Below are 22564 nucleotides of genomic sequence, written 5' to 3'. Positions count from 1 at the left end.
ACTGATTCTTAAGCAAAACCTACCGACCAATGCAGCACCGATATTTTGCCCAGGCTTGTACGCGCGTCGTCGCCGGGATGTTCATTGGCGTGTTGATGACGGCAGCAAACGGCGCGTTTGCAGACGTAACGAACAATTCACAACAAATCGCATCTTCCGCCCCGGCTCAGATCGAGTCGGATGCAGCATCCTCCCCGCTCGCAGCGACGTCCAGCACCGCGCAATCGTTTGACACGACGACGAGCGGCCGCGCGAAAGCGTTCCTATCCGGCATGGCCGGCAAAGCCGGCGACGTCGTCGTCGGCGCGCTGAACATGATCGGCGTGCGCTATCGCTGGGGCGGTAGCTCGCCCGATTCGGGGCTCGATTGCAGCGGGTTCGTGCGCTACGTATTCCAAGACACGCTCGGTATGGCGCTGCCGCGCCGTGCCGAGGAGATGAGCCGCGTCGGAGAAAAGGTCCGCATGGCCGATCTGAAGCCGGGCGATCTCGTCTTCTTCAATACGATGCGTCGCACGTTCTCGCACGTCGGCATCTACATCGGCGGCAACAAGTTCGTGCATTCCCCGTCCACGGGCAGCACGATTCGCGTCGACGATCTCGATGACGGATATTGGGAGAAGCGCTTCACGGGCGCACGCCGGATCGAAACGGCATTCCCCGTCAAAGGCGACGATCTGCGCAAGCGCATCAGCGCGACGATCGGCGGCACTGATCCGAGCGTCGGTTCGGAGGCCGGTAGTTCCGGCAGTAATTGAATCGGCCGGCGCCGGTCAACGCATCCAACCGGTTTCGATGATGGAACGACAAAGCCCGCTGTGAAGCGGGCTTTTGTGTTGGTGCGCAGCATCGCCGCTCACGCCGCGGCGGCCGCCCCCGCGCGCCGTTCGGCGAGCTTGCGTTCCAGTTGCGCGTAAAGTTGTGAGACAGCCATTTCACCGGCCAGGATCGCCTCGTTGCGATGCGCGAAATCGCTGCCGCTCATGGCCGACAGCGCGGGCCGAATGACGAAGTCGGCGTATTTCTCGAGCTCGTAGGTCTTGATCGTCTGGCCCATGATCGTGAACGTCTGCAGCAGTACGTCGAACGAGCTTTGCGTCAACGCCGTTTGCGGATCGGCCGAAATGTCCACCGCGATGACGAAGTCGGCGCCCATCCTGCGCGCGAACGAGGCCGGCACGGGGCTCACGAGCCCGCCGTCGACATACTCGTGCCCGGCGATCCTGACCGGCTCGAAGATCGAGGGTACGCTGCAGGACGCGCGCACCGCGATGCCGGTATCGCCGCGTTGAAACAAGATCGGCTGGCCGCTGCGCAGATCGGTTGCGACGACGCCCAACGGCTTCGCCATTTTTTCGATCGGACGATGGTGCAACGTCGTATCGACGTAGTTCTGCAGCGCGACGCCTTGCAGGAAACCGCGCGTGCGAAACGGCATGGCCCAATCGCTGATCGACGCTTCGTCCATCGTCAACGCGAGCTTGTTGATCTGCAGGCCGCTCATTCCCGACGCGTAGAGCGCCCCGACGACGGAGCCGGCGCTCGTGCCGCAGACGAGATCGATCGGCAGGCCGCGCGCCTCGAGCGCTTTGATCACGCCGATATGCGCGAACCCGCGCGCGGCGCCGCCGCCGAGGGCGAGCCCGATGCGCAGCGGTTTCGGCGGGGCAACGGGCGGCCGGGCGGGTTCGGTGTTCGATTCGTTCGTGCGCGTGGCGGGCGATGCGCACGCGGCGAGCAGGGCCGATGCGCATGCAATGGAAAAGCCGCGGCGGGTGAGGCGAGGGGAAGACGGTTTCAACGAGAATCTCCTGCAGCGCGCCGCACATTCGGCGCGCACGTCGATGCGCGCGGCAAGACCTAGCGGGCCCGCCGGCAGCCGCGCGCAAGCGCAGCGCGCACATCATACGGCAAAGCGATTGGGCGCGGCTGAGTGGTTGCTCGACTCGTGCGAGCCGGGCAGGCGGTGCGGTGTGGTGCGGTACGGTGTGGCGCGGTCCCGTGCTGTGCGCCCCGGGTATAATTGCCGTCTATTTCTCTTTGCTCGACGGCAGCGCGCTTGCGTAGGTGCCGTCGAACTATCGACGCTACCTATGACCACCGTCCGTACCCGTTTCGCCCCGAGTCCCACCGGTTTCATCCACCTCGGCAATATCCGCTCCGCGCTCTACCCCTGGGCATTCGCGCGCAAGATGCAAGGCGCGTTCATCCTGCGGATCGAGGATACGGACCTGGAGCGTTCGACGTCCGAATCGGTCGATGCGATTCTCGAAGGAATGGCCTGGCTCGGCCTGGATTTCGACGAAGGCCCCTTCTATCAGATGCAGCGCATGGACCGTTATCGCGAGGTCGTCGCGCAGATGCTCGATCAAGGGCTCGCGTACCGCTGCTACATGTCGATGGAAGAGCTCGAAGCGTTGCGCGAGCGCCAGCGCGAGGCGGGCGAGAAACCGCGCTACGACGGCACTTGGCGCCCAGAGCCGGGCAAGACGCTGCCGACGCCGCCGGCCGGCGTCGAACCGGTGATCCGCTTCAAGAATCCGCTGGACGGCGTCGTGGCGTGGGACGATGCGGTCAAGGGCCGCGTGGAAATCTCGAACGACGAGCTCGACGATTTGGTCATCGCTCGGCCCGACGGCACGCCAACGTACAACTTCTGCGTCGTCGTCGACGACCTCGACATGCGGATCACGCACGTCATCCGCGGGGACGATCACGTCAACAACACGCCGCGGCAAATCAACATTCTGCGTGCGCTCGGCGGCCAAACCCCGGTCTATGCGCATTTGCCGACCGTGCTCAACGAAGCCGGCGAGAAGATGAGCAAGCGGCACGGCGCGATGAGCGTGGTCGGCTATCGCGATGCCGGCTACCTGCCCGAAGCGGTGCTCAACTATTTGGCTCGCCTGGGCTGGTCGCATGGCGACGCCGAGATCTTTTCGCGCGAGCAGTTCGTCGAGTGGTTCGACCTCGAGCATCTGGGCAAGTCGCCCGCGCAATACGATCACAGCAAGCTCAACTGGCTCAACAACCATTACATCAAGGAAGCCGACAATGCGCGGCTGGCCGAATTGGCGAAGCCTTTCTTCGCCGAACTCGGCATCGACGAGGCCGCGCTCTCGCAGGGGCCGGATGCGGCATCGGTCGTTGCGCTGATGAAGGATCGCGCGACGACGATCAAGGAGATCGCCGAAAATGCGGCGATGTTCTACCGCACGCCGGCACCGGAGCCCGAGGCGCTCGCGCAGCACGTGACCGATGCGGTGCGGCCCGCGCTGGCTGAGCTTGCCGCTGCGCTGCGCGGTTGCGAGTGGACGAAGGAGGGCGTTGCTGCCGCACTGAAGGCGACGCTCGCCGCGCACAAGCTGAAGATGCCGCAGCTTGCGATGCCGGTGCGCTTGCTCGTGGCCGGCACGACGCATACGCCGTCGATCGATGCGGTGCTCGTCTTGTTCGGGCGCGAGCGCGTAGTGAGCCGGATCGAAGGCGGCCTTGCAGCTTGATGTGATGAGAGGGCAATGGCTCCGGGGCATCGCCCTCATAGCGTCTTCGTAGAAAAGCGAAGAAAAACGCGGTGAGGGTATTTACAAGATCAAAAAGGGCCTATAGAATCTCACTTCTGTTCTGCAAGGGGGTATAGCTCAGCTGGGAGAGCGCTTGCATGGCATGCAAGAGGTCAGCGGTTCGATCCCGCTTACCTCCACCAAACACCGCAGACAGTCTCAAAGAAAAGCTCTGGATTCCAGGGCTTTTTCTTTTTCTACGATGCGTAGAGTTGTCCCATATCCGCTCCCTGATCTTTCGCGATTTATCGTGGCTGTTTGTTGCTGCCCCGCCCATCGTCGAGCACGGCGAGGGCGGCGCGCAACGGCGCCGCATCGCCGCCGAGCAGTTCTGTCGCGCGAATCGACGTCTCGACCATCGTTCTGCGCATGCTCTTCAACAACGCGTCGTCGACGCGCGAGCGCGGCCCCGCGAGCGTCAGCGCACCGGCTAGCGGCTGCTCGGCCGAAAACACGGGCGTCGAAATCCCGGCCGTTTCCTCGTCGCGCTCGCCGATCGAGATGTAATATCCTTCTCGCCGGATCGTTTCATAGAGTTGGCCGCGTGCGCCGCCGAATGCCGTCAGCACGCGGCCGCCCGATCCTTTGTCCATCGGCAGCACGTCACCCTCGCGGACATGGTCGCGAATCGCATGCGTCGAATCCACTCGATGCAAGCACACGCGCAGGTTCTGCTGCCTGACATAGAACGAGACGCTTTCACCGCTCCCGTCGCGCAGCGCGCGCATCAACGGCAAAATCACGTCGCTAAGTTGAAGGCCGCGTTGATAGATCGCACCGAGCTGCAATGCGCCGGGGCCGACGAAATAGCGGCCGTCGTCGGCGCGCAGCAGCATGCGGTGATGGATCAACGATGCAATCAGTCGCAAGATGGTGCTTTTGTAGAGCCCCGTGCGTGTAGCGAGCTCTGCGAGCGAAAGCCCTTTGTCGTCGGGGCGGAATGCAAACAGGATGGCGAAGGCGCGATCGAGCGCGGCGACGCCGTCGGGCGATGTCGTTGGCGCCGCAATAGCATCGGAGGACAGGCGATTCGAAGAGGCAGCCATGGATAGCGAGAGTCAATAATGGCACAGCGCAATTCAGGCGAACCCGACCGCGGCGCGCACTGCCTCCCATCGCGCTCTCGCGGCGTTATGCCTGACGGAGCGTTATTTTACTGCGCGATACCGGACTCGCTCCAATCGGCCCGCAATACCGACCCGGTACTCGAATCGGTGATGAACAGCGTTTGCCCGTGCGTGCCGCCGAACGTGACGTTGGTGATCGTGCGCCCCGCGCACGATTGGATCTTCGCGATGCCTTCGCCGTGAGCGTTGAGCACGAAGACGGCGCCGAGCGACGCATGCGCGACGAACAAGTTGCCCTGAGCGTCCATCGTCAAACCGTCGGGGCCACTCGTTCCATAGAACTGAGCGAAGCGCCCGACTTTGCTCGTGCTGCCGTCGGGAAGCAGAGGCATACGCCATACCGAGTTGTCTCGCGTCATGGCGACGAATAGCACCTTCTCCTTGGCATCGAGCACGAGACCGTTCGGGCTCGGTCCGTTGTCGATCAGGCAGTCGAGGCGGCCTGCCGTCGTCAAGCGAAACACGCGTCCCGTCGGGTCGTGCAACCCTGTCTGCCCTTGATCGGTGAAATAGATGTCGCCGTTGTGCGCCACGATGAGATCGTTGACGCCCTTGAAGCGCTCGCTGTTGCGTCGTGTGAGCAGCGGCTGCACCTCGCCGTGCGCCGGATCGAGCTTCATCACGCCGTTCTTGTAGTCGGCGATGACGAGGCGATGCACGGGGTGCCAGGCGAGGCCATTGGGTTCGCCGTCATAGTTCGCGATCACTCGCCATTCGAGCGACGGGGAAACCCGTAAAATCCGCCCATGCGGAATGTCCACGACATACAGATTGCCGTCGGGATCGAAGCAAGGTCCTTCGATGAAGCAGTCGATCGCCTCTGAGCCCTTGTTGGCGCGCGACCAGTCCGTTACCACGCCGTGCTTGCGCAATGCGTCCGGCATGGCAGTGTGGATGCTCGTTGCGACGAGCCGAGGTGCGGGATGCCAACTCATTGATCGTCTCCGGGGTAATGACGTTCGGTGTTGCCTGTGTATCGGTAGGGCATCTGGCGCGGCATCGGGCCTTTATTGCGCTCCGCGCGTCCTTTCTGTTCCCATGCGTGCGATAGGATGCCGACCGCGCGTGAGAGGCAGAACACGCCGCGGGCGAGTTCGGGCTCGAAGCCGAGCTCGGCATAGATGACCGCCGTTGCACCGTCGATGTTCATCGGAATCGATCGGCCTTTGCGCGCTTTCAACACGGTCTCGATGCCGCGTGCGATTGCGGCGTACCGTCCAGGCACGACGTCCTCGGCAGCCGCATCGTCGACCATCGCCAGCAGCCGGCCCGCGCGCGGATCGACGGGATGAAAGCGATGTCCGAAGCCGGGCAGATACTTGCCGTTTTCGGCGATGGACGCATCGATCGAACGCTCGATGGCGGATTCGAACGTGCCCCCTTGCGCCTGCTCGCGTTCGATCGCATGAAAGAGTTCCACTGCTTGTTGTCCCGCACCGCCATGAACATCGTCGAGCGTATTGAGTGCCGAAGCCATCGCCCCATTCAAAGGCAAGCCGCAACTGACGGCCATGCGCGAAATCGCGATCGAAGGCGCGTGCGGCCCGTGATCGACCGACGCCACGAGCGCCGCTTCCAACAGGCGTGCTTGGCCAGCCGAGGGCAAGTCGCCGCGCAGCATCAGCCAGATCATCTGGGGGAAGCCGATCGCGCCGATCAACTCTTGAATCGGATAGCCGCGCACACGGATGGACCCGGGGTGGATGTCGACGATCGACGTGCTCCAATAGTCGGCGGCGAGCGCCCCGAAATCACCGGTATGAGTCATGTGGAATTCCCTATTGAATTCAGCGATTGATGTCTTCGAGCGCGAGACCTTTCGTCGACGGCCCCATGATGCCGATCACGAGCATCACGAAAACCATGCAGCCGGTGATCATGTAGAAGACGCCCGTCGCGCCGAAATCGCGCAGAAAGAAAGCGACGACGAACCCCGAGAAAATCGCGCTGAGCCGGCTCCATGAATAGACGAAGCCGATGGCGCGGGCACGGATTTCGGTCGGATAGAGCTCCGACTGATACGTTTGGAACGAGTAGCTCATGATCGTGAGCGAAAGGTTCATGAACAGCCCGAATGCGATGAGTCCAGTCGCCCCGGTCTGATTCGCGAACAGCAGACCGAACGCCGCTGCCGCCCCCGCTGCGCCGACGAGACTCCATTTGCGTTCGACCTTGTCGGCAAAGTAGAAGAACACGGCCGGGCCGAACGGCAATGCGATCGACATCAGGAAGGAATACTGCAGGCTATGGACGAGCCCGAAGCCCTTGCTCGTCAGCAGCGAAGGAATCCAGTTGCTGAATCCGTAGAAGCCGATGACCTGGACGGCGTTGAACAGCGACAGCATGACCGTGCGTTTCAGATACGGCGCTTTCAACACGTCGCGAAAGCTTCGCTCCATCGTCGGCGCGGCGTGTTCGCGAGGTGCCGGTGCCGGCAATGCGCTGCCATGCTGGCGTTCGACGATGTGCTCGATTTTTTCCGTGACTCGCTCTGCTTCATCGAGTCGCCCTTGAGCTACGAGCCAGCGCGGGCTTTCGGGGATGCCGAGACGAATCAGCCAGACCAACGCTGCGCCTGTCGCGCTGGCAAGCACGACCCAGCGCCAGCCGTCGACGCCGAGCGGGTGCATCGGCACGAGCCACCACGACATCAGCGCGACCACCGGCACGGCGCAGTAGGGCACGATTTGAGTGATCGCGAACGCGCGGCCTCTCAAGTTCTTCGGCATCAATTCCGCGACGTAGGTATTGATCGTCACCATTTCGACGCCCAGCCCGATGCCGGCGAGCAAGCGGAATACGTTCACGCCGAGCGGGCTTTGCTGGAAGGCCATCAGAACGCTGGCAGCGGTATAGGCGAGCAATGCCACGACGAAAATGCGCCGTCGCCCGAAGCGATCGGCCAAGAAACCGAGCCCCAAGGTTCCAATGAAAAGGCCCGTGAACGTTGCCGCAACGAACGCCGCAATGCTGTTCATTGCGAAGATCGACGTGGAAGTCTTGACGAATAGTCCGCTCGCGATCAGGCCGGGTGCGATGTAGCCGGTCATGAAAAGATCATAGAATTCGAAGCAGCCGCCGAGCGACAACAAGAACACGATGCTCCAGATATGGCGCGTGGCGGGCAGTCGATCGAGACGGGCCACGATGGCGCGTGCCGTCGCATCGCGATCTTCCGTCAAGGGTCTCGCTCGAGCCGATTCGGTATGGGCCGGCGAAATCGCTCCCGCCGCAAGCGTAGATTTCATGTCTTCCTCCAATCAAGTATCTGTATGTGCGACGTCGGATCGTCAAATCGCGCCTTCATCTCTTAGCCGAGCGATCGCCTGCGCATCGAAGCCGAGCTGCTCCAGATGCGCTTGCGTATGCTCCGACAAGCGAGGCGCGCGCATTGCTGGGCCGCCCGAAGACGATCCCCCCTGCGCATCGATCAAGCGAAAGCCCGCACGCGTCACGCGCTGCACGCTATCGCCGTCTTCGAATTCGTGGATGAATTGGCGGCCGGCTATCTGCGGTTGGCAAATTGCCTCGGGCACGCTCAATACGAGTCCTGCGGGCACCCCCGCGGCGATCAGTCGCGCTTCCCAATGGGCGGCACTGTCGGCTGCAAGTGCAGCTTCGATTTCATGCTTCAGTTCGGCGCGATGCCGCTTGCGTCTATCGCGTTCGCGAAAACGCTCGTCTCGTGCAAGTTCAGGACGGCCGATGACTTCGCACAGCGCCAAGAACTGCTTCGTTTCGTTCGCTGCGATGTTCAACATGCCTTCGCCGCATCGGAACGTGCCTGATGGAGCCGCGGTGAAGTTTTCGTTGCCCATGGGCGTGGGCTCGACCCCCGCGTTCAGGTAGTTCGACACCACCCACCCCATCGTCGACATCGTGGCCTCGAGCATCGAGACGTCGATGATTCGTCCTTGCGCTGTGCGCTGCGCCGCAAGGACCGCCGCACAAATTGCGAGCGCGGCGCTCATCCCGCCCACGGTATCGGCCACGGGGTAGCCGACGCGTAGCGGTGCAGTGTCGGGACCGCCCGTCACGCTCATCGCCCCTGACATGCCCTGAATGATCTGATCGTAGGCTGGCCTGTGCGCGAGCGGCCCATCGTTGCCGAACCCGGAAATCGCGCAGTAGACGAGGCGCGGATTGACGGCGAGCAGCGATTGCGCGCTGAGTCCTAGGCGATCCATCACGCCGGGGCGAAAGTTCTCGACCAGTACATCGGCCTCGGTCACGAGCCTGCGCAAGATTTCCTTGCCGGCTTCGTGCTTGAGATTGAGCGTCATCGACTCCTTGCCCGCGTTCACCGCGACGAACGAGGCCCCCATGTTGCGTGCAGACGCCTCCGGATCAGCTCCCAAACGTCGGGCAAGGTCGCCGCCGTCGGGGTTTTCGATCTTGAGTACATCGGCTCCGAGCAGGGCGAGCTGATAGGTGCAAAACGGCCCCGACAGGACATTGGACAAATCCAAGACACGAATGCCGGAAAGAGGGAGCGGAAGCATGGCGATCTCTTTATGATTCGTTCTGTTAGATAGAACGTCGTTCTATAAAAAGGACGGACCCATGCTAGGGCGTGGAGCGGCTCATCAGAAATTGGGGATTACCCTCGGCGCAATGGGATATCGGGCGGGGGACTGCATCTATCGTCTGCGGATTGTCTCGAGCGCGTCGTAGAGAGTCAGCGCGGCGCCTATACTCAGGCCCAGCGCAAAGACCGCCGTTGCCATGGCGATCGTTCCGGTCGCCAAGATCATCGACGCGATCGGAACGACGGAGAGGATGACGACGTTGTTGAGCGTCTCGGCGGTGGCCAGAACCACACCCTTGTCATGAGCCGAACGTTCGGCCAGCACGGTCGTCGCGGAGGGGGCTCCGGCCCCGAGGGCTGCGCCCCACGCGGCGAGGCAGACGAGCGCGCCGAACACAGGTAGCGACAGAAGATGGAATGCCGCGACGGAAACGATTAAAAGGCTCGTCACGACGATCAGCGAACGTTCCTCGCTGCCCGTTAGGCGCCGGAGCTTCCCAGCCGACAGATTGCCGATTGCGAGCCCGACGCCGAATGCGGTCACGCTGAGCCCGACATGGGCGACGTCGAGTTGATAACGCTGGCGTAGCACTTCTCCCGACAACAGGAAAGCGGATACGCCCGTTCCATTCCATAAGCCTTTCGCGAGTAGGGGGCGCGTGACGGCCGGGTTGCGGAGCCATCTGAAGCCGTGGGTCTCGTGGGTCACGGCGGCAGGGCGACGTTTCGGCATCGCCGCGGTACCGATCAGGAACGCGACGATGCAACCGGTCGACGTCAGCAGGAACGGCGCTCGCCAGCCGACCCAGGCGGTCAGCAGGCCCGCCATCGCGGGACCAAGCGCGATGCCGAGTGTCATACCCAGCATGACGGTCCCCATCGCGGCCGCATGACGTGCGCGCGGCACAACCTCGGCAATCAGCGCGAACGAGGCTGGAATGATGATGGCGGACGCGAGGCCGCCGAAAATCCGGAGCGCGATCGCGATGTCGAGCGTCGGCGAGAAGGCGATGCCGACGCCGTCGATCGCAAACGATAGCAGCGCGATCTGCAGGAGACGGCTCCGATTGATCCGGTCCGACAGATAGCCGAGGAACGGCGCCGCGACGGCATAGGCAAACGCATAGCTCGAGATCAGCCAGGCGATGTGAACCGAGTCGGTGCCGAATGCGACACTGAGCGGATTCAGCATCGCAGAGAGCATGAACTCGCTCGCGCCGACGAAGAATACCGACATCGAGAGGACGGCCAACAGCGTGCGATCGTTATCCGTGCTGGCAACGGCTTCTGATGAGAACACGCCGTTTCCTATAAGAGTGCGAAATCGATAAACGTAGTGGCGACGCGTCGTGGGCCGGGACGGCGGACCGCGCTCATTCGGCAGCCTCCGTCACTTCCTCCTCGAGCGCATCGAGCAGGTCATAAATCTCCGAAAGCGTCTTCTTCAGCGTCTTCAGCGCCGCGGGCGAAAGCTTGCTGACCGCCACTTGCTCGAAATGCTGCGCGATCGGCATCAACTCCTTCAAAGCCTTCTCGCCGGCAGCCGTCAGGTTGATGGCGACCGTCCGCGCGTTGTTCTCGAGCCTGCTGCGCGAGACGAGCTTCATTTTCTCCATCGTGCCGATGAGGCGCGACAGCGTGGAAAGCTCGACCGTCGTCATGGCCGCCAAGTCGTTGAGCCGCTGATCCGGGACCTCCGCTAACGCCGCCATGACGCGATACATCGGCAGGGTGATCCCGTACGACGCGATCCGACGCGAGAACAGTTCCCCCATCCGCACGCCAACGCGGTTCAGCAGGTAGGGGAAGGAGTCGGTGAACTTGTACATAGGGGTATACCTCTTTCGTGATTGGCTAATTCTATCAAGCAAGAGTTTCGACCGCATGATTTGCATTGCCAACAGTTGCAAATGAAACTATAGTTGTTTGCAACACGGTGCTTCGAAGCCCGGATCACTCGGAGACGATATGGATACCCTAGCCGTACCTCATCCGCACATCGGCGCGTCGTTTCGTGCCGCGATGCGCCGCGTGGCGTCGACGGTCACGATCGTTACGGCCTGCGACGGGCATCGCCGTCATGGGATGACGATGACCGCCGTCAGCTCGCTTTCGATGGATCCGCCATCGATGATCATTTGCGTCAACCAGTCCACGTTCTTGCACGACATCCTGATGTCCGCTCGGCACTTTTGCGTGAACGTGCTGACGCACGATCAGGCCGAAGTATCGACGGCGTTCAGCGGCGCGTCGTTGCCCGAAGCGCGTTTTTCGGTGGGGGAATGGCTGACGCACGAGACGGGCATGCACTACCTCTCGAATGCGCAGGCCAATATCGTTTGTCGAAAGAACGCCGCCGTGCCCTTCGGCACCCACACGATTTTCATCGGCAGCGCCGAGGACGTGCTGCTCGGCGACGACGCCCGGCCGCTCCTTTACCGCAACGCCGCCTATTGCTAGGGCCCGTTCCCTGATTTCAATTCGGCGGCCGGCAATGCCTCGACGATATCCGCGATGCGCAAGCCGTTCCGCAATACCGACCATTGGAGGTGACTCATGATCGTTGTAGAAAGGGAAGCCGGACCGGCCGCGCTGCGCAGCGCCGCTCCCCCCTCGATTGAAGAACTGCGCACACGCTTCGCTGCGCTCGCGGCGCCCATCAAGGCTCGCGCCGCTCAAATCGAAGCCGACCGTCGGGTTCCGATGGACATCATCGATATGCTGCGCGGCGCAGGCTACTTCGATCTCGTGAAGCCGAAGGCATACGGCGGCTTGGAGAGCGACTTTTCAACGCTCGTCGATCTGAACACCGACTTGGCGAAGTCGTGCGCGTCGACGGCGTGGGTAGCCGGGCTTCTCGCCGCGCATCAATGGCTCGTGGGCTCCTTTCCGGCGCAAGCGCAGCACGACGTTTGGGGGGCGAACCCCGACGCGCTCGTCTGTGGCTCCTATGCCCCTGTGTGTCAAGCGGAGGCGACCGAGGGCGGCTATCTGATCAGCGGCCGCTGGAGCTTCGCGAGCGGATGCGAATGTGCGCAATGGTCGCTATGCGCGGCCATATTACCCGCGCAAGGCGATCGGGAGAAACCGGCGCCGGCGTTCCTGCTCGTGCCGGAGGCGGACTACACGATCGCGGATACGTGGCACGTCATCGGCTTGGCCGGCACAGGCAGCAAAACGCTCGTTCTCGACAACGTATTCGTGCCGGCACATCGGACGCTCTTGTTCTCGGAAACGACGAGCGGTGAGACACCGGGCGCAAAGCTCTATCCTCACCATCCGGGGTTCTCCATTCCGATGCTGAGCGCGATTCCATCGTGCTTGGCGTCGGTCGCGGTAGGCGCCGCGCAAGGCGCGCTGGAAGATTATCTCGAACGGACGGCCCGGCGCGTGACGCGCGGTGCCGTCGCGGGCGGGCAAAATCGGATGGCCGAATTCGCGACGATTCAATTGCGCGTGGCGGAGGCGACGGCAAGCGTGGACGCGGCGCGCCGGGGACTCGTTGCCGACCTGCGCGATCGGGAGGGGACGGTGAATGCCGGCGAGAAAGTATCCGTCGAAGAACGGATCAAAAGCCGACTCGGGCAGGCGTTCGCCGTCTCGCTCGCCATCCGGGCCACGGAAGCGCTGAACGCGTCGACAGGCGGGCAGGGACTCGACTTGGCCAATCCGATCCAACGTGCCTGGCGTGATGCCAATGCGGTGGGCCGGCATATCAGTATGAATTGGGACACGGTGGGCACGATGTACGGCCAGATGGCGCTGGGCCTCGAACCCAAAGGCCAATATTGATGCAATCGGAATTGGAGCATTCCTATGTTTAAAGCAACGCGCAAGATCGCGCTCGAAGAGCATTTCGCCATCGAGGAGACGGTTCAAGATTCGGCCGGTTTCGTGCCGCCTTCCTATTGGATCGAGTTGAAACACCGGTTGCTCGACATCCAGGATCGGCGTATCGAGGAAATGGATCGCAACGGTATCGAGCTGATGATCCTTTCTCTGAACGCGCCCACTGTGCAGGCCATTCCCGAGACGAAAGCGGCACATGCGCTGTCGCGGCGCGCGAACGACTTCCTCGCCGAGCAGATCGCGAAGCGCCCCGATCGATTCAAAGGATTCGCCGCGCTGCCCATGCAATCGCCCGAGCTCGCGGCGCGCGAGCTCGAACGCTGTGTCAAGGAACTCGGTTTCGTCGGTGCGCTCGTCAATGGCTTCTCGCAGGTGGAAGGCAGCGATGACGTGCTCTATTACGATCTGCCTCAGTTTCGCCCGTTCTGGGCGACGGTCGAGGCACTCGACGTGCCGTTTTACTTGCATCCGCGCAACCCGCTGCCCGCACACGCGCCGATCTACGAGGGACATCGTTGGTTGCTCGGCCCGACGTGGGCATTTGGTCAGGAGACGGCGGTTCACGCGCTGCGGATGATGGGCTCCGGCCTTTTCGACGAACATCCGCGCCTGAAGATCATTTTGGGCCACATGGGCGAGGGGCTGCCGTACAGTATGTGGCGTGTCGACAATCGGAACGCATGGGTGAAGACGAAACCGGCCTATCCGGCTGAGAAGCCCATTGCCGAGTACTTCCGCTCGAACTTCTGGCTGACGACGTCGGGCAACTTCCGTACGCAAACGCTGATCGATGCGATGCTCGAAATCGGCTCCGACCGGATTCTCTTCTCAGCGGACTGGCCCTTCGAAAATGTGGACCACGCGGCGCAATGGTTCGACGACGCGTCGATCAGCGAGAACGACCGAATCAAGATCGGCCGAACCAATGCGGCACGGCTGTTCAAGCTAGGCGACGTCTGATCGACGTCCGATCGTCATCACAAAACATAATTGGAGTGAGACACCATGCATGACGAACTCATCGACGTGCAGGACGAGTTGTCGGAGGCACCGGTCGGTCCGATGCACGTCAAGCTCGGCATCCTGCTCGCCTTGCTGACGCTGTTCGACGGATATGACACGTTCAATCCGGCCTACGTGATTCACTACGTACGCGAGCCTTGGGGCCTATCGTTGCAGCAGGCGGGGATGCTCGTCTCGAGCGGCCTGGTCGGCTTTCTGTTCGGGGCGGCCGTCCACGGCGCGATCGCCGATCGGTTCGGGCGGCGCATCACGCTGCTCGGCGGGTTGTGGATCACGACGATTTTCTCCGTTTTGACTGCCCTGGGTGGCCATTCTTTTGCGGCCTTTTGCTCGTTGCGCATTTTGACGGGCCTGGGCCTCGGGGTGCTGCTGCCGCTGTCGACCACCTACATCAATGAACTTGCGCCGCGGCGAATCGCGAACACCTTCGCGCTCTGGGGCGTGGCGCTGGGATGGGCCGCGGGCGGCGCTTGCGCCGGTATCGTCGGCGTTTTCGTGACGCCGCGCACGGGCTGGCAAGGGCTTTACTGGATCGGTTCGCTATCGTTCTTGCTGATTCCCTTCGTTCATCGCTATTTGCCCGAATCGCCGAAGTTCGTGTTGCTGCGCGGGCGCGAGGAAGACGTAAAAGCGATTCTGTCGAAGCTGCGCCCCGATCGCGCGGCGGCGTACCGCGATCGCGGCGTGGCACGGCATTCGGCAATCGCGCGAACGCCCGTTTTCGCGCTGCTCGAGGCGCCTTACCGCAGGCAGTCGATCGCGATCTGTGCCACGAGCTTCTTGAGCTTGTTTTGCATATTCGGACTCTCGGGATGGATCCCGACGCTCATGCAGGCGCGAGGCGAGACGTTCGCGGCCAGCTTTGCGTTCGGTGCGCTGATGCAGGTGATGTCGTTCGTAGGCGGACTCGTGTGCGGGCACCTGGTGGACCGCTCGAATCGTCCGCGCGAGTGGCTTTGCGCGTGGTGGGCCGTCGGTGCGCTGTCCGTGCTCGCGCTCGTTTTTTTCCGTACGCACTGGACCAATTTCGCATTCAGTGCCGCAGCCGGCTTTTGCATCATCGGTGGGCAATTCGTGCTCAATAATTTCACGGCGGCTTCGTACGAAACGCAAATGAGGGCAACCGCCGTCGGGATGGAGCTCGCCGTGGGGCGGCTTGGAGCGATTCTGGGGCCCTTCATCGGCGGCGCGCTGCAACAGGCATTCGGAGGCTCCGGCGCGATGCTCGGTGCGATTGCCGTGGCCGCGGCGGGCGCTGCCGCGTGCGTGATGTTCGCGACGAAAAGCGGCGCCGATTACGAGCAACGACGCGATGCGGCAGATGAGCCGGTTGCCGGCGTCGCAAGAGGGGGATGATCGATGAGCTTGGGTGCGATGATATCGAACCTGCCCTTCGTCTATGAAGGGTTGCCGATGCGCGTGCTGTTCGGCGAGGGCACGCGCTCGAGCGTGCGCGAGGAAGCGCTGAGACTCGGCATGTCGCGCGTGCTGGTTCTCAGCGGGCCGACGCATGAAACCGCCGCGCGGCAAATCTCGAGCGAGCTCGGCGATTTGCATGCCGGGACGTACGCGGGTGCACGGATGCATACGCCCATTGACGTGACCGAGGAAGCGCTGGCGCTGCTGCGCGAGCTGCGCGGCGACGGCATCGTGACGATCGGTGGCGGATCCGCCACGGGTCTGGGCAAGGCGCTTGCGCTCCGCACCGACCTCCCGCAGATCGCATTGCCGACGACGTATGCCGGGTCTGAAATGACGCCGATCCTCGGCGAGACGAAGAACGGCGTCAAGACGACGCAGCGCAGCGCAAAAGTGTTGCCCGAGACGGTGATCTACGATGTCGACCTCTCGATGGACTTGCCCGTGCGCCTGACCGGCGTGAGCGGCATGAACGCGATCGCGCATTCCGTCGAGGCGCTCTACGCGCGCGACGCCAACCCGATCATCGGTGCGCTGGCGCTCGAGAGCATTCGTGCACTCGTGAAGGCGCTGCCGGCGCTCTGCGATGATCCACATGAGCGGGCCGCGCGTGCGGGCGCGTTGTACGGTGCTTGGCTCGCCGGCATCTGCTTGGGCGCGGTCGGCATGTCGCTTCATCACAAGCTCTGCCACACGCTGGGCGGCACGTTCGATCTGCCTCATGCCGAGACGCATGCCGTCATCCTTCCGCATGCGCTGGCCTACAACGCCCCGGCGATACCGGACGTGATGGCGCGGCTGCGCGACGCCCTAGGCGTCGACGACGTTCCGGCAGCGCTTTATGAACTCAATCGCGTGATCGGGGCGCCGCGCGGACTGCACGAACTCGGCATGCCGGAGGATGGCATCGGCCGATGCGTCGAATTGGCGCTGGCGAACCCGTACTGGAATCCGCGGCCATTGGAACGGACGAAGCTGCGTGAGCTCTTGTCCCGCGCCCATCTCGGCGTCGTTCCGTCGATCGATCCGAACTAAAAACGAGGAGGCAGCGATGAGCGAACACGAAACGACTGCGTTTCCGCTATTCGACGAGCAGCGGTCGGCCGATATCGTCAATGCCCGAATCGGGCCCGACGTCGATCCGCGAACGCGCCGGATCGCCGAAACGGTGGTCAAGCATTTGCACGCGGCAGTGAAGGAGATCGAGCCGACGCACGAAGAGTGGCTTGCCGCCATCCGGTTTCTCACTGACACGGGGCAGATGTGCACCGACTGGCGCCAGGAGTTCATTCTGCTCTCCGACGTCCTCGGCGTGTCGATGCTCGTGGACGCGATCAATCATCGCCGCCCAGGCGCGGCGACAGCGAACACGATTCTTGGCCCGTTTTTCGTCGATGGCGTTCCGTTGTCGGTGTCGGGCGCGAACATCTGCCTGGACGGAAAGGGCGAGCCGCTCGTCGTGCAAGCCTCGGTCGCGGACATCGAGGGCCGCCCGGTGGCAGGGGCCGTTATCGACGTCTGGCAGACGAACGACGACGGCTTTTACGACGTTCAGCAAAAGACCATCCAACCCGACGGCAACTTGCGGGGCAAGTTCCAAAGCGATGCGCAAGGCCGGTTTTGGTTTCGGACCGTGAAGCCGCGCGATTATCCGATTCCGGACGATGGGCCCGTCGGCAAGCTGCTCAACACGCTCGGCCGGCATCCGAACCGTGCGGCTCACATCCATTTCATCGTCCAGGCGCCCGGATACGAAACGGTGATCACGCACGTATTCGCGCCCGACTGTCCGTATCTCGGCGAAGACGCTGTCTTTGGCGTGAAGGAAAGCCTCGTCGGACGTTTCGAGAAGGTTGACGATCCCGCGCGGGCGGCGTCGTTCGCGGTGGCGAGTCCCTTCTGGCTCACGGCGCCGTCTTTCGTTCTTCAACGCTCGGGGGAAGACCGCTCGCGATAGGCGCGCGATAGGCGCGAGATAGCCGTGAGGCGGGCGCAGCGGTATGCGCCGCTGCTTCGCGCTTGCATGCCGATGCGCATGGAGGAAGGCGTAATGAGGTAGTGAGCTGGGCCGGAAGAGGGAGGATGCACGGGTTATTACTTAGGAATACTAATTAATTGAAATGTATCGATAGCACGAACATAGGAGACTTTTGCAATGAGGAAGTTCGTATTTGGCGGCGCCATCGCCATGGCCGCGGCTGCGGCCCACGCCCAGAGCAGCGTGACACTGTACGGCATCGTCGATGTCGGTTTGAGCTACGTGAACAATGCACAAACGGGCCGCTCGAGTGCAGGTTTGCGCGGTGCGCCGCAGACGGCGCTTACGGACGCCCATGCGACGGGGATGTCGGGCAGCCGCTGGGGGCTGCGTGGAACGGAGGATCTCGGTGGCGGGCTGAAAGCCCTGTTCGTGCTCGAAAACGGATTCATGATCAACAATGGCACGCTGGCGCAAGGCGGGGCCGAGTTCGGGCGCCAGGCCTATGTCGGGTTGTCGTCGGCCACGGCCGGCACCGTGACCGCCGGTAGACAGTACGATCCGTTGGTCGATGCGATTCAGCAGTTTTCGGCGCCGTATTGGGCTGGTTACATGTCGTCGCACGTCGGTGACGTCGACAACCTGGCCAACACGAGCCGCATCAACAACGCCGTCAAATACACGACACCGAGCTTCCACGGCATCAAGGCGGGCGCGATGTACAGCTTCGGTGGCGTGGCCGGCAGTCAAGCGCAGAATCAGATCTGGTCGCTCGGCATCAGTTATAGCGCGGGGGCGTTTTCGCTTGGCGCGGCCTATTTGAACGCGCGCAATCCGAACGTGTCGTTCTACGGCAATACCCCCAACAAGGGGCCTGCGACGGTCGACAACATCGGCTCGCTCGGTTCGGCCACCACGCCGCAATCCTCGCCGGCGTTCGCGGGCTACGCTTCCGCGAATACGCTCGAGATCATGGGCATCGGCGCATCGTATGCGTTCTCTCGGGCGACGGTGAACGCCATTGTGACCAACACGCGATTCGATGGGCTGGGTTCATCCTCGGGGCCGAACCCGTTCGGCTATAAAGGGAACGCTGCGTTCACCAGTGCCGAGCTCGGCGTACGGACCATGATTGCGCCGACGCTGACGACCGGCATCGCGTTCGACTACACGCAGCGCAATTCGGTGAGCGGGGACGGCGGAGCGAAATACATGCAGCTCGATTTCGCGCTGGATTATTTGCTTTCGAAGCGAACGGACGTGTATGTCCTGGCGGCTGCTCAACGGGCGACCGGACACGATTCGCTGGGTCAGCCGGCGGTGGCGGCGATCAGCGGGTTCACGCCTTCCGCTACGGGCAAGCAAGTCGGGCTTCGGATCGGCCTGCGCCACAAGTTCTGAGCTGAGGCCGCCGATCGGCGGGACGGCGCCTACGCGGGCCGTTCCGAATCGGCGTCAAGCAGCGTTGGCGTGCTATCGATCGCTCCGGCCTCTACTACGCTTGCTCTCCGAGCATATCGTCGATCAATGGCACCACTGCGAGTGCGACGAGCAGCGCTGCCAGCGGCACGGTTGCCGAAAAGCCGATGTGCTTGAATCCGATCGCGCCCGCGATTCCGCCCAATAGAAACGAACCGAGCAGCGAAGCGAGCAGCGCGAGGCGCTGCCGGTCGCAGCGCACGAACCCCGCTGCGTGCCGCATCATGCCGTTGCGCGGTCCGTTCCAGTAAAAGAGCCGCCCGAGCTCGATTCCGATATCGGTCACCAAGCCCGTCATATGCGTCGTACGGATTTCAGCCTTGGAAATCTTCGTGATCATGGCGTTCTGCAATCCCATCACGAAGCAGAGCAGCGCAACCGTTGCCGGGACGAACAAGATGCGGTGCGCTTCGAGGTTCGACCCGAGGAGCCCAAAGCACAGCAGCAGCGTGGCCTCTAGCACGAGCGGCAGCCCGTACTGGCTGCGCAGTGCGCGCCGCCGGCCCCAATTGATGCAAACGGTCGACACCGCGGCCCCGAAGATGAACGACGCGAGGGAAGCCAGGCCGCTGGCGAATAAATCGATGCTGCCGAGCGCGAGATTGTCGGCGAGCGACGATACGATCCCCGACATGTGCGACGTATATTGGCCAACCGCGAGAAAGCCGCCGGCATTGGCGGCACCGGCGACGAACGCGAGCGAACGGCCGAGACGCCGGTTGGCTTCGTCGGTGCGCTCGGGGTGGGTGAAACCGCGGAGGTACTGAATGGGCATGCTGCTTCGTCGGTCAGCGATCAAGCGTGAGCCATCGTAGCACGGTTGGGATCGAGCCGTTGCGCGGAGGGGAGCCGGCGGGCGAAATTGGACCGATCAAGGTTCGCCATGGAGGACCGACACCGCCTCTTGCGCAATGATTTGCTCCTCGTCCGTTGCGATCACGAGCACTGCCGCACGGCTCGAGGCAGTACTGATGACGCACGCGTGACATGCATTGGACTGCACGTCGAGCTGTATGCCGAGCCATGCCAAGCGCTTGCAGACGGCGCTTCGAATCGCGGGCTGGTGCTCACCGATGCCGGCCGTGAACACGAGGGCATCGAGCCCGCCGATCGATGCCGCAAGCCGCGCGACCTCGCCGGCAATGCGAAAGGCGAACAACTCGAGCGCTTCGCGCGCCTCGGGCAATGCGCTCGCCAGCAATGCCCGGCTGTCGGCGCTGATGCCCGAGATGCCGAGCAGGCCTGACTCGTGGTAAAGCAGTGCTTCGACGTCGGGGAGGCTATACCCCTGTCGTGCGAGCAGATGCAGCACGACGCCAGCGTCGAGCGCGCCGCAGCGCGTCGCCATCGGAATGCCGTCGAGCGTCGAAAAACCCATGCTCGTGTCTCGACTCGTGCCCGCGTCGAGCGCGCACAGGCTCGCTCCGCTGCCGAGGTGTGCGATGACGACTTTTCCCTTGGCGAGGGACGGAAAGCGATCAGCAAGCCGTGAGGCGATGAATTGGTACGACAGCCCATGGAAGCCGTATCGTTTGATGCCCGCATCGAAGAAACGGCGGGGGATGGCAAAACGTCGCACGAGATCGGCTTGCGTCTGATGAAACGCCGTATCGAACGACGCCGACTGCCGCAGGTGAGGCCGCAGTGTCCGGATTGCGCGTATCAGCCGTACGCTTTGTGGCTGATGCAGCGGTGCGAGGGGAACGAGTTCCTCGATCGCTGCCAGCGTTCGGTCGTCGATCGCAACAGGACCCTTGAACCGATCGCCGCCATGCACGACTCGGTGCCCAACCAGCGTGAAATCGTCGAAGGAGAAATGGGCTTTGAACCAATCGAGCGTTTGATCGATGACTCCGTGCAGATCGTCGGTGAGCGGTGCGCTCAGGGCGAAGTGGGCAGCTTTTCCGCCATTCGATATGTTCAGCGCCAATGGAACGTCGTGGAAATCGATGCTGCCGCTGCCGATGCGGATCGGCGTGCGGTCGGCTACCCGGAACAGCCCGAATTTGATGGTCGACGATCCTGGATTGAAGGTGAGCAGCAGCGCGTCGTTCACGAGTCGGCGCCCCGATGATGCGTGCGCTCCGCAACGAGCTTCGCGAGGGCGGCCGACGCTAGGCGTACGCGCAGCGAATCGGCGCGGCTCGTGAGGATGATCGGCAGGCGTGCGCCGAGCACGAGCCCGGCGCCATCCGCACCCGCGAACAGCATCAGTTGCTTGACGAGCATGTTGCCGGATTCGAGGTCCGGCACGAGCAGGATGTCGGCTCGGCCCGCGACCGGCGAAACGATGCCTTTGGTCGTTGCGGCCGCGACGCTGATTGCGTTGTCGAATGCGAGCGGTCCATCGACGAGGCCTCCCGTGATCTGCCCGCGCGAGGCCATGACCGTGAGCGCTGCGGCATCGAGTGTGGACGGCATCTTTGGATTGACCGTTTCGACGGCCGCAATGACGGCGACGCGAGGCACGTCGACACCCATGAGCCTCAGGAAGTCGATTGCATTCTGGCAAATATCGCGCTTTTGCTCGAGGGTGGGGGCGATGTGGATCACGGCGTCGGTAATGACGAGCGGCTTGTCGTAGGCCGGAACGTCCATCGCATAGACGTGGCTGATGCGCCGTTCGGTCCGTAAGCCGGACCCGGTTGCGACGACCGCGGCGAGCAATTCGTCGGTATGCAGGCTTCCCTTCATCAGCGCGGAAACTTTCCCCGCCGCTCCCCACTCGACCGCGCGGGCGGCGGCCGCATGACTGTGCGGGACGGCCTCGATTGGAATTCCCGATAGATCGACCTCGGCCGCATCCGCCGCTGAGCGGATCTTCGCTTCGGGGCCGATCAGCACCGGATCGAGCAGGTTTTCGTCGCGCGCTTCCACGGCCGCGCGGATGGCTTCGGGCGAGCAGGGATGGACGATCGCCGTACGCAAGGCCGGGTGGCATCGCGCTTCCCGGATGAATGCCTCGTAACGGGCATGATCGAGCGCGCGAAACGGGCTTTCCGCGGGCAGCCCGGGTGCGGCTGTCGTCCCGCTCATCGAGCGAGCTCCCGGCTTCCTGCGAGTGTCCATCGGGGTTCCTTCTGACTCGGCTTGCAACCGACTGTACACGCGTAGGCGATGGCGGATATGACGCGCATCAAGCCAAGCCGACGCGCAGTGACCGATCGAAGGAGCGGGGCCGACAACGAGCGCCGAGGCTCAGCCTTCACCTCGCGCTCCAATCGTCCGCAAACAGGCCGCACTCTGGGGCGACGTTTTCGTTGTCTAGGCACTGCACGTGCCAATGGCCCGATGTCGGATTGCTGCTGTCCGGCGTGCACTGGCGAACAAGTCCGAGTTCACCCTCGAACGGGCCGCCTTGCGTGCCGAGTTGCAGTCCCTCGAGGAGGAATAGGGGCCGCGTGCCGGATGGTTCGCAAATCAATGTGCCGCTGGGCTCTGCTCGCAAGGGTCCCCATTCGGGAAGCGTGAGGCCACCGTGCGCCTCGCGCGACCATTTGAGCAATCCGTCATCGAGCCAAAGGATGGCATAGGCGCGCGGGTCCGTATCGAACGTATCAAGGTGTAGGGTGATTCGCATTGCGCTCTCCTCTCCTGT

General features: G+C 62.9%; 19 protein-coding genes, 1 tRNA gene and 3 pseudogenes. 11 read left to right on the top strand and 12 right to left on the bottom strand.

What is annotated here, in order from left to right; all coding sequences use genetic code 11:
* Positions 1 to 29: 29 nt before the first annotated feature.
* A pseudogene (locus ACTHNZ_RS04650) lies at positions 30 to 132 on the top strand (peptidoglycan endopeptidase); the annotation flags it as partial.
* Positions 133 to 245: 113 nt separating this feature from the next.
* Positions 246 to 758: pseudogene (locus ACTHNZ_RS04645) on the top strand (C40 family peptidase); the annotation flags it as partial.
* Positions 759 to 856: 98 nt separating this feature from the next.
* Here ACTHNZ_RS04645 and ACTHNZ_RS04640 read toward each other — a convergent pair.
* The gene (locus ACTHNZ_RS04640) at positions 857 to 1840 is read right to left on the bottom strand and encodes a patatin-like phospholipase family protein (protein WP_440541325.1); all 984 of its coding nucleotides are present in this window, start codon (positions 1838 to 1840) and stop codon (positions 857 to 859) included.
* A 253-nt stretch (positions 1841 to 2093) separates the two neighbouring features.
* On the opposite strand from ACTHNZ_RS04640, the gene gltX reads away from it, so the two are divergent.
* On the top strand, positions 2094 to 3503 hold the full coding sequence (gene gltX / locus ACTHNZ_RS04635; RefSeq protein WP_440541324.1) for a glutamate--tRNA ligase: 1410 nt from the start codon (positions 2094 to 2096) through the stop codon (positions 3501 to 3503).
* Between the two features lie 127 nt (positions 3504 to 3630).
* Positions 3631 to 3706 (top strand) — tRNA-Ala (locus ACTHNZ_RS04630).
* Positions 3707 to 3808: 102 nt separating this feature from the next.
* Here ACTHNZ_RS04630 and ACTHNZ_RS04625 read toward each other — a convergent pair.
* From ACTHNZ_RS04625 to ACTHNZ_RS04595, 7 genes are all read right to left on the bottom strand, one after another.
* Positions 3809 to 4609 carry an IclR family transcriptional regulator gene (locus tag ACTHNZ_RS04625; RefSeq protein WP_440541323.1) on the bottom strand — a complete coding sequence of 267 codons (801 nt, stop codon included), beginning with the start codon at positions 4607 to 4609 and terminating at the stop codon, positions 3809 to 3811.
* A gap of 107 nt (positions 4610 to 4716) precedes the next feature.
* Positions 4717 to 5625, bottom strand: coding sequence for an SMP-30/gluconolactonase/LRE family protein (locus ACTHNZ_RS04620; protein WP_440541322.1), 909 nt, complete (start codon positions 5623 to 5625; stop codon positions 4717 to 4719).
* Positions 5622 to 6458 carry a citryl-CoA lyase gene (locus ACTHNZ_RS04615; RefSeq protein ID WP_440541321.1) on the bottom strand — a complete coding sequence of 279 codons (837 nt, stop codon included), beginning with the start codon at positions 6456 to 6458 and terminating at the stop codon, positions 5622 to 5624. The genes ACTHNZ_RS04620 and ACTHNZ_RS04615 overlap by 4 nt, the downstream gene beginning before the upstream one ends.
* A 19-nt stretch (positions 6459 to 6477) precedes the next feature.
* Positions 6478 to 7938 carry an MFS transporter gene (locus ACTHNZ_RS04610; protein ID WP_440541320.1) on the bottom strand — a complete coding sequence of 487 codons (1461 nt, stop codon included), beginning with the start codon at positions 7936 to 7938 and terminating at the stop codon, positions 6478 to 6480.
* A gap of 42 nt (positions 7939 to 7980) precedes the next feature.
* Complete coding sequence (locus ACTHNZ_RS04605) at positions 7981 to 9192, bottom strand: CaiB/BaiF CoA transferase family protein (protein WP_440541319.1); 1212 nt, start codon at positions 9190 to 9192, stop codon at positions 7981 to 7983.
* A gap of 138 nt (positions 9193 to 9330) precedes the next feature.
* Positions 9331 to 10518, bottom strand: coding sequence for an MFS transporter (locus ACTHNZ_RS04600; RefSeq protein ID WP_440541318.1), 1188 nt, complete (start codon positions 10516 to 10518; stop codon positions 9331 to 9333).
* A 73-nt stretch (positions 10519 to 10591) separates the two neighbouring features.
* Positions 10592 to 11047 carry a MarR family winged helix-turn-helix transcriptional regulator gene (locus ACTHNZ_RS04595; RefSeq protein ID WP_440541317.1) on the bottom strand — a complete coding sequence of 152 codons (456 nt, stop codon included), beginning with the start codon at positions 11045 to 11047 and terminating at the stop codon, positions 10592 to 10594.
* A 139-nt stretch (positions 11048 to 11186) separates the two neighbouring features.
* On the opposite strand from ACTHNZ_RS04595, the gene ACTHNZ_RS04590 reads away from it, so the two are divergent.
* The 7 genes from ACTHNZ_RS04590 to ACTHNZ_RS04560 all read left to right on the top strand — a co-directional run bounded on the left by ACTHNZ_RS04590 (position 11187) and on the right by ACTHNZ_RS04560 (position 18888).
* A complete protein-coding gene (locus tag ACTHNZ_RS04590) occupies positions 11187 to 11678 on the top strand; it encodes a flavin reductase family protein (protein ID WP_440541316.1) in 492 nt (163 codons plus the stop codon).
* 96 nt (positions 11679 to 11774) lie between these two features.
* On the top strand, positions 11775 to 13010 hold the full coding sequence (locus ACTHNZ_RS04585) for an acyl-CoA dehydrogenase family protein (protein ID WP_440541315.1): 1236 nt from the start codon (positions 11775 to 11777) through the stop codon (positions 13008 to 13010).
* A gap of 24 nt (positions 13011 to 13034) precedes the next feature.
* Positions 13035 to 14027 carry an amidohydrolase family protein gene (locus ACTHNZ_RS04580; RefSeq protein ID WP_440541314.1) on the top strand — a complete coding sequence of 331 codons (993 nt, stop codon included), beginning with the start codon at positions 13035 to 13037 and terminating at the stop codon, positions 14025 to 14027.
* 45 nt (positions 14028 to 14072) lie between these two features.
* Positions 14073 to 15446, top strand: a complete 1374-nt coding sequence (locus tag ACTHNZ_RS04575; protein WP_440541313.1) for an MFS transporter — start codon at positions 14073 to 14075, stop codon at positions 15444 to 15446.
* Between the two features lie 3 nt (positions 15447 to 15449).
* Entirely contained in the window at positions 15450 to 16544 is a 1095-nt protein-coding gene (locus tag ACTHNZ_RS04570; protein WP_440541312.1) for a maleylacetate reductase, read from the top strand.
* 16 nt (positions 16545 to 16560) lie between these two features.
* Positions 16561 to 17466 (top strand): intradiol ring-cleavage dioxygenase, encoded by a 906-nt coding sequence (locus tag ACTHNZ_RS04565; RefSeq protein ID WP_440541311.1) that lies wholly within the window; start codon positions 16561 to 16563, stop codon positions 17464 to 17466.
* A gap of 198 nt (positions 17467 to 17664) precedes the next feature.
* Positions 17665 to 18888 carry a porin gene (locus tag ACTHNZ_RS04560; protein ID WP_440541310.1) on the top strand — a complete coding sequence of 408 codons (1224 nt, stop codon included), beginning with the start codon at positions 17665 to 17667 and terminating at the stop codon, positions 18886 to 18888.
* A gap of 94 nt (positions 18889 to 18982) precedes the next feature.
* Here ACTHNZ_RS04560 and ACTHNZ_RS04555 read toward each other — a convergent pair whose 3' ends face one another.
* From ACTHNZ_RS04555 to ACTHNZ_RS04540, 4 genes and pseudogenes are all read right to left on the bottom strand, one after another.
* Positions 18983 to 19741 (bottom strand): YoaK family protein, encoded by a 759-nt coding sequence (locus ACTHNZ_RS04555; RefSeq protein ID WP_440541309.1) that lies wholly within the window; start codon positions 19739 to 19741, stop codon positions 18983 to 18985.
* 96 nt (positions 19742 to 19837) lie between these two features.
* Complete coding sequence (locus ACTHNZ_RS04550; protein ID WP_440541308.1) at positions 19838 to 21022, bottom strand: acetate/propionate family kinase; 1185 nt, start codon at positions 21020 to 21022, stop codon at positions 19838 to 19840.
* Positions 21019 to 21942, bottom strand: a pseudogene (locus tag ACTHNZ_RS04545) (bifunctional enoyl-CoA hydratase/phosphate acetyltransferase); the annotation flags it as partial. The gene ACTHNZ_RS04550 and the pseudogene ACTHNZ_RS04545, both read right to left, overlap by 4 nt.
* 229 nt (positions 21943 to 22171) lie before the next feature.
* Positions 22172 to 22546 carry a DUF3564 family protein gene (locus tag ACTHNZ_RS04540; protein WP_440541307.1) on the bottom strand — a complete coding sequence of 125 codons (375 nt, stop codon included), beginning with the start codon at positions 22544 to 22546 and terminating at the stop codon, positions 22172 to 22174.
* Positions 22547 to 22564 lie beyond the last annotated feature (18 nt).

The organism is Trinickia sp., from assembly GCF_051953955.1.
Classification (GTDB): Bacteria; Pseudomonadota; Gammaproteobacteria; order Burkholderiales; family Burkholderiaceae; genus Trinickia.
Note: the sequence above shows the minus strand (reverse complement) of the source record. Positions and strands in the feature narration are given on the sequence as shown.

Bases quoted from the DNA above. Each gene is read 5' to 3' on its own strand.
- ACTHNZ_RS04540 (WP_440541307.1), bottom strand. From the start codon at position 22,546: ATGCGAATCACCCTACACCTTGATACGTTCGATACGGACCCGCGCGCC.
- ACTHNZ_RS04620 (WP_440541322.1), bottom strand. From the start codon at position 5,625: ATGAGTTGGCATCCCGCACCTCGGCTCGTCGCAACGAGCATCCACACT.
- ACTHNZ_RS04610 (WP_440541320.1), bottom strand. From the start codon at position 7,938: ATGAAATCTACGCTTGCGGCGGGAGCGATTTCGCCGGCCCATACCGAA.
- ACTHNZ_RS04605 (WP_440541319.1), bottom strand. From the start codon at position 9,192: ATGCTTCCGCTCCCTCTTTCCGGCATTCGTGTCTTGGATTTGTCCAAT.
- ACTHNZ_RS04595 (WP_440541317.1), bottom strand. From the start codon at position 11,047: ATGTACAAGTTCACCGACTCCTTCCCCTACCTGCTGAACCGCGTTGGC.
- ACTHNZ_RS04565 (WP_440541311.1), top strand. From the start codon at position 16,561: ATGAGCGAACACGAAACGACTGCGTTTCCGCTATTCGACGAGCAGCGG.
- ACTHNZ_RS04580 (WP_440541314.1), top strand. From the start codon at position 13,035: ATGTTTAAAGCAACGCGCAAGATCGCGCTCGAAGAGCATTTCGCCATC.
- ACTHNZ_RS04590 (WP_440541316.1), top strand. From the start codon at position 11,187: ATGGATACCCTAGCCGTACCTCATCCGCACATCGGCGCGTCGTTTCGT.
- ACTHNZ_RS04570 (WP_440541312.1), top strand. From the start codon at position 15,450: ATGAGCTTGGGTGCGATGATATCGAACCTGCCCTTCGTCTATGAAGGG.
- ACTHNZ_RS04625 (WP_440541323.1), bottom strand. From the start codon at position 4,609: ATGGCTGCCTCTTCGAATCGCCTGTCCTCCGATGCTATTGCGGCGCCA.
- ACTHNZ_RS04615 (WP_440541321.1), bottom strand. From the start codon at position 6,458: ATGACTCATACCGGTGATTTCGGGGCGCTCGCCGCCGACTATTGGAGC.
- ACTHNZ_RS04575 (WP_440541313.1), top strand. From the start codon at position 14,073: ATGCATGACGAACTCATCGACGTGCAGGACGAGTTGTCGGAGGCACCG.
- ACTHNZ_RS04585 (WP_440541315.1), top strand. From the start codon at position 11,775: ATGATCGTTGTAGAAAGGGAAGCCGGACCGGCCGCGCTGCGCAGCGCC.
- ACTHNZ_RS04560 (WP_440541310.1), top strand. From the start codon at position 17,665: ATGAGGAAGTTCGTATTTGGCGGCGCCATCGCCATGGCCGCGGCTGCG.
- gltX (WP_440541324.1), top strand. From the start codon at position 2,094: ATGACCACCGTCCGTACCCGTTTCGCCCCGAGTCCCACCGGTTTCATC.
- ACTHNZ_RS04555 (WP_440541309.1), bottom strand. From the start codon at position 19,741: ATGCCCATTCAGTACCTCCGCGGTTTCACCCACCCCGAGCGCACCGAC.